Consider the following 13,952-nt stretch of genomic DNA (forward strand, 5'->3'; position numbering starts at 1 on the left):
TATGGCTATCGGCGAATCCACTTCGTCCGGCAGCGGTCCAAGCGCGTCCTCACGGCGTCTGGGAGCCGCGGTTCTGGGCCTGCTGCACAGCCACGTAGAACTGTTCGGCATCGAGTTGCAGGAGCAGAAGGCCCGCACCGTCAGCCTGCTGCTGTTCGCCGGGCTGGCCCTGGTGTTCGCCCTGCTGTTGCTGGTGGGGCTGTCGGCGCTGGTGCTGATCCTGTTGTGGGACAGCTATCGCCTGGCCGGCATCATCGGACTGTGCGTGTTCTATGCCCTGGCGGCGCTGTTCTGCGGCCTGCGCCTGAAAGCGGCGATCTTCGATGAATCCTCGCCCTTCCACGCCACGCTCGAAGAGCTGGCCAACGATCGGGAGCACCTGCTGCCATGAACTTGCCCGACATTCCGCAGAACACCTCACGCCGGGAGATGCGCAAGGTACTGATTCGCCTGCGCATGGAAATGCATCGCCAGGAAATCCGCCACGAGTCCCAGCAACTGCTGCAACCCCTGCAACGGGTGCGTGGCCTGGGACAAAGCTGGCAGGAAGGCTTTGGCATCAAGCACGCACCACTCTGGGGCGTGGCGGTGGTGACCCTGCTGGGGTTCCTCACCGGCAAGGGCGCCAAAAGCGGCGGCACCGGCGGCCTCACGCGCCTGGTTCGTCTGGGCACCAGCCTGCTGCCGCTGATCCGGCTGGCGCTGCAAGGCACCTCGCGCAAGCCCTGATCGCCCCTGCGCAACCGACCTGTCACTGGCGGTTCCACATCTGGCTGCATTCTTGCTATGCAACCCCGATCGGCCCCTTAACCAAGGGGCCGACTCCTGCCTGTGCACCCGGCAGCCAAGACTTCCTAACCACAAGAATCTTATAAGGAGGCTCTGTGATCGACGGGCAACCGCTCGCCTGCTTCCAGCCGTTCATCGATACCGCCACCGGGCGGATCGCCGGGGTCGAGGCCCTGGGCCGCCTGCGCCAGAGCAATGGCCAGCTGACGTCGGTGGGACCGCTGTTCGCCGATCCGCGTACCCCTTCCAGCGCTTTGCGGCGCCTTGACCGCCAGGTCCGCGACGACGCCCTGCGGCGCCTGCACGAAGCCCCGGCGGACTGGTTCCTGAGCCTGAACATCTCCCCGCGCTGGATCAGCCGGCTCAGGCCCGGGCAAGCCCTGCCGAGCCTCAGGCAGATCCAGCACAACGCCGTCGACCCACGGCGCATCGTCTTCGAAATCACCGAGCTGGGGGGCAACAGCCAGCGTCTGAGCGAAGTGGTGGCGCGCTACCGCCAGGCCGGGGCGCGAATCGCCATCGACGACTTCGGCGCCGGCTACTCGCAACTGGACCGGGTGCTGGCCCTGCAACCGGACATCCTCAAGCTCGACATGCGCCTGTTCCAGGCCGCCGCCCGCGGCGGCCCCAGCAGCGACGTGGTCAAGGCCCTGGCCCTGATGGCGGAAAAGACCGGCTGCTGGATCATCGCCGAAGGGGTGGAAACCGAGGCCGAGCTGGATTTCGCCCTGGAGTGTGGCTCGCGCTATGTCCAGGGTTTTCTGTTTGCCCGGGCCCAGGAACAGCTGTTCGCCAGTGATGCCTTCGTCCAGCCCTTCGCCCGCCTGCGCGAGCGCTACGTGCGGCACAAGCTGGCCGAACGCAATCGCCTGATGCATATGCGCCTGCAACTGGCGGAACTGATGCACCTGCTGCAGGCCTGGGCCCAGGCCCAGGCACCCATCAGCCAGTTGCCCGAGGTCACGGCCTTTCCCTGGCTGCTGCGCTTCTACCAGTGCGATCGCCACGGCACCCAACTGACCCCGAACCTGGAATGGCGCCACAACCATTGGCAGGCCGACAGCAGCTACGTCGGCCACAACTGGTCCTGGCGCCCGTACTTCTATCACCTGCTGGCCGAAGGCTGGGAGGAACGGCGCCTGACCCTGTCCAGCACCTATCGCGACGCCACCAGCAACCAGTACTGCCTGACCGCCGGCCAGTTCTTCGACAACGGCCAGCGCCTGCTGCTGATCGACATCGACGCCGCCGGCTTGTAGCCCCGCCCCGTTTGCCGACGAAGGCGTTCGCCAGACGGGTGCACGACTAGCAGGCCCTTTCGCCGGCAAGCCGGCTCCTACAGCTGGGGGCGCAGGCCACGCCATTTCCGCGTAGGAGCTGGCTTGCCAGCGAAGGCGTCGGCCCTATAGATGCACCAGCGCAGGCCATGCGCCTCTTGCGGCCACGCCCGGGAACCCGGAAGCTCTGCCCTTCAGTTTTTTTTCGGAGAGACCCCGCCTTGGATTGGCAGACCCTGCTCAACCGCGAACGCCTCGGAAAGCCAGTGCACAGCCCGGAAGAACTCGGCCGTAGCCCTTTCCATAAAGACCATGACCGCATCATCTTCTCCGGCGCATTCCGCCGCCTGGGACGCAAGACCCAGGTGCACCCGGTGTCCAGCAACGACCATATCCACACCCGCCTGACCCACTCCCTGGAAGTCAGCTGCGTCGGTCGCTCCCTGGGCATGCGCGTCGGCGAGACGCTGCGCGACGCCCTGCCCGACTGGTGCGAACCCAGCGACCTGGGGATGATCGTGCAGTCGGCCTGCCTGGCCCATGACATCGGCAACCCGCCCTTCGGCCATTCCGGCGAAGACGCCATCCGCCACTGGTTCCAGCAGGCCGCCGGGCGTGGCTGGCTGGACGCGATGAGCGAGGCCGAACGCCAGGACTTCCTCAATTTCGAAGGCAATGCCCAGGGTTTCCGGGTCCTCACCCAGCTCGAATATCACCAGTTCGACGGCGGCACCCGGCTCACCTACGCCACCCTCGGCACCTACCTCAAGTACCCCTGGACCGCGCGCCACGCCGACTCCCTGGGCTACAAGAAGCACAAGTTCGGCTGCTACCAGAGCGAATTGCCGCTGCTGGAGCAGATCGCCCACAAGCTCGGCCTGCCACAACTGGAAGACCAGCGCTGGGCCCGGCATCCGCTGGTGTACCTGATGGAAGCCGCGGACGACATCTGCTACGCCCTGATCGACCTGGAAGACGGGCTGGAGATGGACCTCTTGGAGTACGCCGAAGTCGAGTCCCTGCTGCTGGGGCTGGTGGGCGACGACCTGCCGGAAACCTATCGCCAGCTGGGCCCGGGGGATTCGCGCCGGCGGCGCCTGGCGATCCTGCGGGGCAAGGCCATCGAGCACCTGACCAACGCTGCCGCCCGAGCCTTTGTCGAACAGCAGGACGCCCTGCTGGCCGGCACCCTGCACGGCGATCTGGTGGAGCACATGCATGGCCCGGCCAAGCGTTGCGTGCTCAATGCCAAGGACGTGGCACGGCGCAAGATCTTCCAGGACAAGCGCAAGACCCTGCACGAGATCGGCGCCTACACCACCCTGGAAATCCTGCTGAACTCGTTCTGCGGCGCGGCACTGGAGCAGCACGGCGGCAAGACGCCGTCGTTCAAGAACCGGCGGATCCTCGATCTGCTGGGCAACAACGCGCCGGATCCGAACTGGCCGCTGCACACCTCGTTCCTGCGCATGATCGATTTCATCGCCGGCATGACCGACAGCTACGCCAGTGAAATGGCCCGGGAAATGACCGGACGCTCAAGTCCGCAATGACCCTCGCACATCAAGTGCCTGGCGGCCGCGCCAGGCACTTGATATGACCGGCAACATCCAATCGACAACTAAGGGATTCCCCTAGCCCGGCCGGCGCAACAGCGGCCGACAAACTCCGGATATGCGCCAGTACAGGGGGAAAAACACTCGGCATTACGGGCATGTCATTCAAGAGTCCGACTCTAAGGCATTCCCCGAGCAACATGACTTCAATTAACGAACAACAAGACTAGAGCAACTACTCAGGTAGAAAGAGCAACTAGCCGTAAACACTCGGTGTGCGGCGCGCAGATATTGCGCTGCTTTCACACATTCCAACACCTGTTCTTGATTCAACCAAACATCCTACCTTTGCAGATTCTCAGCAATTGCCTGAACCCCTTGCCAATCAAGGCCGCCAGGATTTTTTTGTTAGCCTTCTATGCATTTACAATTTACGTACAAATCGAGTTTTTAGTTTCGGATAGTCTCGATTTCAACAAGATATTTCCCCGCTGACCGCCCCCGGAAAAATTAGTTTCACACCACGCTGTAACGTTTGCACTGCAACTCACTCAACCCTTTTGTCATACCTGATTTTAGATTGAAGCACCCGGCTCTCACTCAGGAATTGTCACTCGCGAGCACTTGAAGATAGGTCGTCGATATAGCGATCGACGGTACCTCATATTCACCGTGCAGAACTTAAAGCGACGTCACTAGTTGAGCCTCAACGATCGGCTTTTCTGTTGTTCGTCACTTGGTCTTTTTACAGTAAGGATGCCAAGTGCCCTATTCATCACGCACTGACCGCTCCCTTTTCGCCCCTATGGGCAACGGCTGCCTGGGATTGTTGCTGGGCCTGATCTGCCTGACCCCGGCCCTGGCCCTGGCCGACGTGCAACCGGGCCAGGAAGCCCTGCGCCTGCAGCAGCAACAGCAACGCGACCTGCAACAACTGCAATTGGAACAGCGCCAGCGGCAGATGCAGCGCGGCAGCTTCAGCAGCACCCCGGCCAACCCCGACCTGCCCCGGCAGCCCGCCAGCGACGAGCGCTGCTGGCCCCTGAGCGGCACCCGCATCGGCGGTGTCAGCCTGTTCGGCAAAACCCGGCTCAACGACGCCATCAAGCCGTATGTCGCGCCGTGCATGGGGGTCAATCAGATCAACCAGTTACTGGCGGCCATCACTCGCCTCTATGTCGAGGCCGGCTACATTGCCAGCCGCCCGTACCTGGCCAGCACCCCGGCCGCCGGGCACAGCCTGGATATCCTGGTGGAGGAAGGCTACGTCGAAGCCATCGAACTGGCCGACCAGAGCCTGCCGGTGTCCCTGGGCGGGGCCTTCCCCGGCATGCTCGGCAAGCCGCTGAACCTGCGGGACCTGGAACAGGGCCTGGACCAGTTGAACCGCCTGCGCTCCCTGGACCTGACCGCCGACATCGCTCCCGGCAGCCAGCCCGGCGCCTCGCGGATCATCCTGCGTTCACGCAGCAGCGCCGCGCGCTGGGGGCTCGGCCTGGGTGTGGATAACCTCGGCAGCGCCGGCACCGGGCGTGACCGCCAGTCGATCAACCTCAACCTCGACAGCCCGTTGCAGATCAACGACGCGCTGAACCTGAACTACAGCGACACCCTCAACCACGGCCCGCGCTACAGCCGCAGCAGCAGCCTGTTCTACTCGGTGCCCTACGGCTACTGGACCTACAGCCTGTTCGCCAGCCACGCCGAATACCGCGCGCCGCTGAAGCTGGCCCGCACCACCCTGTACAACAGCGGCCGCACCGACATGGTCAGCGGCCGCGCCGACCGGGTGCTGTGGCGCGACCAGAGCCACCAGCTCAGCGCCAACCTGCAACTGGCCTACAAGGATGTGGACAGCTACCTGCAAAAGGCCCACCTGCAGATCCAGAGTCCGACCCTGACCGTGGCCGAGGCCGGGCTCAACCTGTTCTGGCTCGACAGCGCGGTGTGGAACCTGGATGTCAATTACGCCCAGGGCCTGACCTGGTTCGGCGCCGACCGCGACTCGCAACAGGTGCAGCGCAACCTGCCCCAGGCACAGTTTCGCAAGTACCGCGCCGGCCTCAGCCAGTGGCGCAACGGCCAGCTGGGCGAGCAGCGCTGGCAGTGGCAGAGCCAGCTCTCGGCGCAGTACAGCCCGGACCCGCTGCCGGCCATCGAACAACTGCTGGGCACCGACGATTCGGCGGTGCGCGGCTACCGCCTCAACAGTGCCTCCGGCGCCATCGGCGCGGTGTGGCGCAACACCCTGCGCCTGCCGCTCAACAGCGACCTGCCGCTCAAGATCACCCCACGCCTGGGCCTGGACAACGGTTGGATCAAGGCCGAACACGGTGCCCAGAGTCGGCACCTGAGCGCGGCCAGCCTGGGCCTCAACCTGGCCTGGAAAAACCTTCAGGTCGACCTGGATTACCAGCACAGCCTCAACACCCCACAAGGTTTCCGAACGGAACCGGAAGTCTGGCTGGCCAGGTTCAGCCTGCAGATTTGATCAACCGCCGATTAGCCTGAAATACCCGACGAACCTGAGCACAACGCGCCGTCGCCCCTCTAGAAGGCAACGCCCGGCTCACTTACTCAGAACGAGGTTCTCATGCCTGACAACACTCACCGCTTCAACCTTTCGCCCCAGGGCAGATTGCGCTGGACCATCGCCGGCCTGCTGCTGGTATCCCATCTGCCCCTGGCCCTGGCCGGCGGGATCACCGTGGTCGAGGGCCCTGGCGGCACCCCGCAACTGCAGAACCAGGGCGGCGTGCCCATCGTCAACATCGTCGCGCCCAACGCCGGCGGCCTGTCCCACAACCAGTTCCTGGACTACAACGTCGGGCAACAGGGGGTGGTGCTGAACAACGCCCTGCAAGCCGGGCAGTCGCAACTGGCCGGGCAACTGGCGGCCAACCAGCAACTCCACGGCCAGGCGGCCAGCGTGATCCTCAACGAGGTGATCAGCCGCAACGCCTCGCAACTCAATGGCGCCCAGGAAATCTTCGGCCGCGCCGCCGACTTCGTGCTGGCCAACCCCAACGGCATCTCGGTCAATGGCGGCAGCTTCATCAACACCCCCAACGCCAACCTGGTGGTGGGTCGCCCGGAACTCCAGGACGGCAAGCTGCAGGGGCTCAACACCCAGGACGCCCGGGGCCAGCTGGATATCCACGGCGGCGGCCTGCGCAACGCCGAGGGCTCGATCAACCTGATCGCCCCACGCATCGACAGCAAAGGCAGCCTCGCCGCCCGGGACCAGTTGAACGTGACCGTGGGCCGCAATCAGCTCGACTACCCCAGCGGCAAGGTGCTGAAGGTCGACCCGACCAGCCACACCCAGGACCAGCGCATCGATGCCAGCCTGTTCGGCGCCATGCAGGCCGGGCGGATCAATATCGTCAGCACCGCTGAAGGTGCCGGGGTGCGCGTCGGCGCCGTCCAGGTGGACGGCCGCGACGGGGTCAAACTGACTTCCGCCGGTGACCTGGACATCCGCGGCCAGGCCGTGGACAACAGCCTCGACGCGGTTCGCGCCGGGGTGCGCAGCCAGGGCGATATCGAACTGCACGGCGCCAAGGACCTGACCCTGGCCGCCACCGACGTCAGCGGCCGCAACGTCAAGCTCGATGCCGGGCGCAACCTGACCCTGAGCAGCATCGAAAGCCGCAAGCTCCAGGAAAAACGCCAACAGTGGGACAAGAGCACCATCGGCATCACCTGGGAGACCTACGACGCTACCCAGACCGATAGCGAAACACGCCAGCACGGTAACAAGGTGCTGGCCCAGCATGACGCGGAGCTGAAATCCGGCGCCAATACCCGGATCCAGGGCAGCAGCGTCGAGGCTGGCCACAACCTCAACGCCCAGAGTGGCGGCGACCTGCAACTGACCGCCGCCACCGAAACCCACACCCAGCGCGACCAGGGCCAGCACCGCAAGCACCTGTGGAAGGAAAACTGGGACAACGCCAGCAGCCAGCAGCGCAGCGTCACCAGCCAGCTCAAGAGCGGCCAGCAACTGCAACTCGACAGCCGGCAGAAGCTGCGCCTTGAAGGCGCCGAGCTGCACAGCAAGGGCGACATCCAGCTGGCCGCCAAGGACGTCGACATCACCAGCGCCAGCCGCCAGCAGAGCCAGAGCAACCAGCATTACTCCGGCGACCTGGTGGGCGGTGGTTTCTTCGGCAAGAACGCCGACGGCGACCAGGGCAAGACCGAGAACCAGGGCAGCAAGGTCAACGCCGACGGCAAGCTGATCGTGCGTGCCGACAGCGTACGCATCAGCGGCAGCCAGGCCCGGGGCGCCACCCAGGCCAGCGTCATCAGTAACAAAGGCTCGCTGACCATCGACGGCGTGCAGGACACCTCCCATCGCAACAGCCACAGCAAGGACAGCAAGTTCTTCGGCATCACCAAGGACGAGAGCCGTCAGCAGAGCAAAGGCAGCACCACCGTCGGCAGCCAGGTGCGCTCGGACAGCAACCTGAAGTTGCAAAGTGCCGAGGACCTGACCATCAGCGGCTCCCAGGTCGCCGCTGCGGGAGCCCTGGACGCCAGCGCCAAGGGCACGGTCAAGGTCGTCGCAGCCGAAGACACCCGGCACGACAGCAGCAGCACCCAGAAGCGCGGCTTCGACGCCTACGCCAAGGAAAACGCCCCGGGCACCGGCCAGTACCGGGCCGGGGTGCGCTACCAGGATGAGCAGCGCAACGACAGCAGCGACAGCACCCGGCAACAGGCCTCCAGCCTCACTGGCGGCACCCTGGCGGTCACTGTCGGCGAGGACCTCAAGGTACAAGGCAGCGACCTTGCGGCCACGGCCGGCGATGCCAGCCTGAGCGGCAAGAATGTGCAGTTGCTGGCCGCGGACAACACCACCGCCAAGCACAGCGACAGCACCACCACCGGTGGCGGCTTCTACTACACCGGCGGCCTGGACCGCGCCGGCAATGGCCTGGAAGTGGCCCACACCAGCAGCCAGGACAGCAGCAGCAAGAGCACTGCCCAGACCAGCAACATCGCTGCCAGCGGCAACCTGACCATCAATGCCGGCAACCGCCTCACCACCGAAGGCGCCCAGGTCAAGGCTGGCGGTGCATTGCAGGTCAATGCAGCCGAAATCGACAACCAGGCCGCGCACAACCGCGAAAGCAGCAGCCACAAGGAGAACAACTGGGCGGTGGATGTCGGCGCCAACGTCGAATACAAGGGCGTCACCCGCCCCATCGAAAAAGCCATCCAGGGCGTGGCCCAGCGCAAGTTCCATCAGCCTGGGGTACTCGATGCCCTGGAACAGCCCAATGTCGGGCTCGATGTGGATGTCAGCCACCAAAACCGCCAGCGCAATGAAAGCGCCAGCACCGCCGTGGTCAGCCAGTTGAGCGGCGGCCAGGTCACGGTCAAGGCCGACGGCCAACTCAAGGACCAGGGCACCCAGTACCGCGCCACCGACGGCGCGCTGAAGATCGACGCCGGCAGCCTACTGGCCAGTGCCGCCAGCGATACCCAAAGCAGCAGCGAACAGGCCGTGGACGCCAAGGTTGGCGTGCGGGTCTACACCAACACCGGTGAAGACCTGAACATCCGTGGCAGCGGTGCCGGTGGCAGCAGCAACGTCACCAGCAGCTCCGAGAAGGCCCAGGTCGGCAGCTACGCAGGCAGCCAGGGCGTGGACATCAAGGTCGGTGGCGATGCCCGCTTCGAAGGCAGCCAGTTCAATGGTGGCCAGGGCGGCGTCGACCTCAAGAGCGGTGGCCAGTTGGCGCTGAATCAGGCCAACGACCGCCAGAGCAACAGCAACTCCAGCCTGCGTGGCGATGCCTCCCTGACCCTGGGCACCACTCCAGGTAGCAGCGGCACCAACCTCAATGTCGGTGCAGGCTTGCAACTGGATCACAAGGGCCTCGAACAGCAGGACAGCCAGGCGCGGGTCGCCAGCATCCAGGGCCAGGGACCGGTCAACCTCAAGAGTGCAAGCGACCTGACGCTGCAAGGCACGCAGATCGGCAACGCCGCGCGGCCGGCCGGCGATATCACCCTGGACGCCGGCGGCAAGCTCGACCTGCAAGCCGCGGTGGACACCCACCACAGCCAGGGCAGCAACCTCGGTGGCGGCCTCACGGCCGGTGGCAGCAAGACCAGCAGCGAGCAAAGCAGCGGCAAGAGCGTCAACCTCAGTGCCAACTTCAACATCGGCCGGGTCAATGAAAACGATCAGAGCCAGCGCGGCGCCCAGCTCTACAGCCAGGGCCAGGTACGCCTGGCCAGCGCCGCCGAGGGCGACAGCGCCATTCACCTGCAGGGCACGCGCATCGACGCCGCCAAGGTGGTGCTGGATGCGGCCCAGGGCGGCATCTATCAGGAGTCGGCGCAGTCCACCCAGGTCCACAACAACTGGGGCCTGACCCTGGGCGCCGGTGGCAGCATGGGCAAGACCACCCTGGCCGATGCCGGTGAGCACGACTCGCCGAAAGTCGATCGCGGGATCAATGCCCGGGCCAAGATCGACGTCGATCAGCGCCAGAACACGACTCAGCACAACAGCCTGATCAAGGCCGATCAGGTGACCCTCAACAGTGCCGGCAACGTGCATCTGGCCGGCGCCAACATCGACGCGCAACGCCTCGACGGTGCCATCGGTGGCAACCTCGACATCGAAAGCCGCCAGGACCGGCTGCGCAGCACCCAGGTCAATATCGACGCCAAGCTGGAAGTGGCGAAGAACCAGCCGGGGCTGGTGGACAAGCTGGCCAAGCCGGCCGGTCCGCTCAAGGACGACCTGAAGGCCAAGGCCGAAAAAGGCTTCGACCAGCACCGGGAAAAGCTGGAAAACGCCGTCGACAAGAGCGTCGACAAACTCGGCTCGGCGAAGGACAACCTGGTCGCCAAGGCCAGCGACGCCAAGGAGCGCCTGGGAGAAAAACTCAGCCGCAGCGGCAGCTACGACGTCAACCCCGAGCCACGCGGCGCCTTTGGCAACGGCGTGGACAAGGCCAAGAACTACCTGGCCGACAAGGCCGACGCCGTGGGCAATCGCTTTTCCAGCCTGAAGGAACGCTTCTGGCCGAAAACCAGCGACAGCTACTCGGTCAGCGAGAAGAACACCACCGGCAGCAAAGTTTCCAATACCGCTGAAGGCGTGCTGTTTGGCGACAAGAGCGGTCAGACCTCCTATACCCCGACCTTGAACCTGAACGTCAGCCACGAGAGCAAGAACCGCGTGGAACAGGCCTCGGGGATCAGTACCCAGCAGGGCGTCAACCTGAAGGTCAGCGGCGAAACCCAGCTCACCGGTGCGCGCATCGGGGCCAGCGAGGGTCGCGTCGAACTGGGGGGGTCCAAAGTCAGCAAAACCGACCTGGCCGGCTCGGAACTGCGCGTGGACGTCGGCGCCAACCTGTCCAAGTCACCGGTCAACATTGCCACCGGCAGCGTGGCCGAATTGACCCGCAAACAGGATGACGCCACCCGCCAGGACCAGGCGTTCAACCTCGGTCCGCTGCGGATCGGCGGCCATACCGACAGCCAGCTGCTGCAAGCCGGCATCGATCAGAAAACCCCATGAGGCCCGGGCCGCCCTCCTCGCGGGGGGCGGCCTGCACGGACTCGCGCCGGGGCCTTTATCCCGGGTTCAGGGGCGCTGCGCTCCGCCTTAACTTCACGTGACAGCCAACCGGCTGTAATACCTCCCCTTATTCGTTGTAAGACCTGTCTTAGATTGGTTTTTTCAACACTTTCGCAACTATTTCCGCTCCCGCGGCTGGGCTACTGTTCGGACTTTCCTTTATCGGCAGGAGGCCAACATGGGCTCAGTACTTATCATTGACGATCATCCCGTGATACGCATGGCGGTGCGTATTCTGCTGGAGCACGAGGGGTATCAGATCATTGGTGAAACCGATAATGGCGTGGATGCCCTGCAGATGGTCCGCGAATGCGAACCCAGCCTGGTCATCCTCGATATCTGCATCCCGAAGCTCGATGGCCTGGAGCTGCTGGAGCGCTTGAGCAACATGCACCCATCCATGCGCATCCTGGTGCTTACGGCCCAGTCCGCGGCCCTGTTTGCCAGTCGCTGCATGCGCGCCGGGGCCAGTGGCTATGTGTGCAAGTGCGAAGACCTGAGCGAACTGCTCAGTGCCGTCAAGGCCATTTGCAACGGCTACAACTACTTTCCCAGCCAGGCCCTGCACCTTGACCGGGCCGCCCTGGGAGCAACTTTGGAGTTGGCCCAATTCAACTCCTTGAGTGATCGGGAGTTGATGGTTCTGCAACTTTTCGCCATGGGCCAGACCAATAAGGAAATTGCCACGGGCATGTTTCTCAGCCACAAGACCGTCAGCACTTACAAGAAACGCATCATGCAGAAACTGGCTACCACCTCGATGAATGAACTGGTGGACATGGCCAAGCGCAATGAACTGATATGAGACGCCAGTTGCCGGTACCACCGTCGCGGCGAGCGGCCGAGCGATGATCGACACCCTGCTCCAGCCCGTTGGCATCATCAGCCTGATACTGCTGGCTTCATGGCTGAACCAGGTCCGGCTCTATCGGCAACTGCGCCGGCAGCGCCGGCACTTGCAGGCGCTGGCCCGCTCGGCGACGGCCCTGGAGGCCGACAAGCAGCGCGCCGAAGCGGCCGATCGCAACAAGAGCCGCTTCCTCGGGCACCTTGGCCACGAACTCCGTACCCCGTTGAATGCCTTGATCGGCTTGCTGGAGCTGGTGCTGCGCCGCACCGGCGACAGTTCGCCAACCCACGCGCCGCTGGAGCTGGCGCTGGGCGCGGCCGGCGACCTCAAGGAACTGCTGGATGACCTGCTGGACATCAGCCGGATCGAGTCCGGCCACCTGCGCCTGAACCCGACCTGGGTCGACCTGCGCGATTGCATCGAGGGGCAGATCGGGGTGTTCCACGCCCAGGCCCGACAAAAGCACCTGGCGCTGGAGCTGGAATTCAACGCCCCCAGCCCCGTTCCCCAGGTGCTGATCGATGTTCTGCGCTTCAAGCAAGTGCTGGGCAACCTGTTGAGCAACGCCATCAAGTTCACCCAGCAGGGCGCGATCCAGGTCAGGGCGACTTTGCAGCCCGCCGCAAGCCAGGATCGGTACGAGTTGCTGTTGCAAGTGCAAGACAGCGGTATCGGCATTCCCGAGCAGGAACGCCAGGGGCTGTTGCTGCCCTTCGCCCAGCTTGACCCCGACAGCCAGTCGCCGCGAAACAGCGCCGGGCTTGGCCTGCCCATCAGCCACCAGTTGTGCCGGCAGATGGGCGGCAGCCTGAGCCTGCACGGGCGCAGCGGCCCCGGCTGCGAGGCGCGGGTCAGGCTCCCCCTGAGCGGCCGCACCGCCCAAGCCGCCGCGGGTGCCACAGAGCCGCTGCCCGCCACGGCGGTGCCGCTGGATGTGCTGCTGGCAGACGACCACCGCGCCAGCCTGACCCTGCTGCAGGGCCAGCTGGAGTACCTCGGACACCGGGTCACCTGCGCCAGCGACGGACGCCAGGCCTTTGAGTTGTGGCGCCAAGGCGACTTCGACCTGCTGATCCTCGACTGCAACATGCCATCGATGGACGGCTACCAGCTGGCTGAGGCCATACGCCAGCACGAAACACGGGAGCAGCGGCCGGCGACCACCCTGATCGGCTGCAGCGCCGACACCGACCCGCCAGCACTCCAGCGCGGCCTCGACGCCGGCATGCACGACTGCCTGGCCAAGCCCCTGGGCCTGGAGCACTTGAGCCGCAGGCTGGCGAGCCTCAAGCCCCGGCCTCGGCCCGACAGCTTCAGCATCCGCGCCTTGCGGACCCTGACCCGTGGCAAGCCGCTGTTCGCCCGGCGCATGCTCAACGAGTTGCTGCGCTGCTGCCAGGAAGACCGGCGCCAGCTGGAGCAGATCCCGACCAGTGATCCCCGGGCGCTGGTGGCCCTGGCCCACAAGATCAAGGGCTCGGCGCTGATGGTCGGGGCCGGGGCATTGCAAGCCGGGTGCGAGGCTCTGGAACAGGCTTGCCTGCAACCGGCTGCACAGCAGGCGATAAGCGCTGCGGTCCGCCGCCTGGACCGGGACCTGGTGCACTTCGCCCAGTCCTTGCATCGCCACCTTGATCACCCGCCACCCGAGCCCTCCAAGACGCAAGCCACAGGGCAGAAAAGCATCGCCCCGCAGCTGACGAATCCGCCATGAAGCCTGCGCTTGCCAGATAAATATCAAAGGGCCAGTATTGCCTCGCCACCCGTCCCTGCAGGCCAGCCCCGTCAACCCGCAGCCGACGGGGCCAAGGCAGGAAGAGCCGGCCTTAACTATGCTTGGGCCTAGAACCCAGCCTCATGCGCCTCCG

At 64.9% G+C, this 13,952-nt stretch carries 8 protein-coding genes; all 8 read left to right on the forward strand.

Annotated elements, in window-relative coordinates; translation table 11 throughout:
* Position 1 precedes the first annotated feature (1 nt).
* The 8 genes from POS17_RS21210 to POS17_RS21250 all read left to right on the forward strand — a co-directional run bounded on the left by POS17_RS21210 (position 2) and on the right by POS17_RS21250 (position 13,798).
* The gene (locus POS17_RS21210) at positions 2-391 is read left to right on the forward strand and encodes a phage holin family protein (RefSeq protein ID WP_060840394.1); all 390 of its coding nucleotides are present in this window, start codon (positions 2-4) and stop codon (positions 389-391) included.
* Entirely contained in the window at positions 388-729 is a 342-nt protein-coding gene (locus tag POS17_RS21215; RefSeq protein WP_060840395.1) for a hypothetical protein, read from the forward strand. The genes POS17_RS21210 and POS17_RS21215 overlap by 4 nt, the downstream gene beginning before the upstream one ends.
* Before the next feature lie 155 nt (positions 730-884).
* The gene (locus tag POS17_RS21220; RefSeq protein WP_060840396.1) at positions 885-2,048 is read left to right on the forward strand and encodes an EAL domain-containing protein; all 1,164 of its coding nucleotides are present in this window, start codon (positions 885-887) and stop codon (positions 2,046-2,048) included.
* Positions 2,049-2,287: 239 nt separating this feature from the next.
* Entirely contained in the window at positions 2,288-3,619 is a 1,332-nt protein-coding gene (locus POS17_RS21225; RefSeq protein ID WP_060840397.1) for a deoxyguanosinetriphosphate triphosphohydrolase, read from the forward strand.
* Positions 3,620-4,385: 766 nt separating this feature from the next.
* Positions 4,386-6,113, forward strand: a complete 1,728-nt coding sequence (locus tag POS17_RS21235) for a ShlB/FhaC/HecB family hemolysin secretion/activation protein (protein WP_060840399.1) — start codon at positions 4,386-4,388, stop codon at positions 6,111-6,113.
* Positions 6,114-6,215: 102 nt separating this feature from the next.
* Complete coding sequence (locus tag POS17_RS21240; protein ID WP_060840400.1) at positions 6,216-11,174, forward strand: hemagglutinin repeat-containing protein; 4,959 nt, start codon at positions 6,216-6,218, stop codon at positions 11,172-11,174.
* Positions 11,175-11,412: 238 nt separating this feature from the next.
* Positions 11,413-12,039, forward strand: a complete 627-nt coding sequence (locus POS17_RS21245) for a response regulator transcription factor (RefSeq protein ID WP_060840401.1) — start codon at positions 11,413-11,415, stop codon at positions 12,037-12,039.
* Between the two features lie 43 nt (positions 12,040-12,082).
* A complete protein-coding gene (locus POS17_RS21250) occupies positions 12,083-13,798 on the forward strand; it encodes a response regulator (protein ID WP_060840402.1) in 1,716 nt (571 codons plus the stop codon).
* The last annotated feature ends 154 nt before the right edge of the window (positions 13,799-13,952 follow it).

It is taken from the genome of Pseudomonas sp. Os17, assembly GCF_001547895.1.
In the GTDB taxonomy this organism is placed as follows: Bacteria; Pseudomonadota; Gammaproteobacteria; order Pseudomonadales; family Pseudomonadaceae; genus Aquipseudomonas.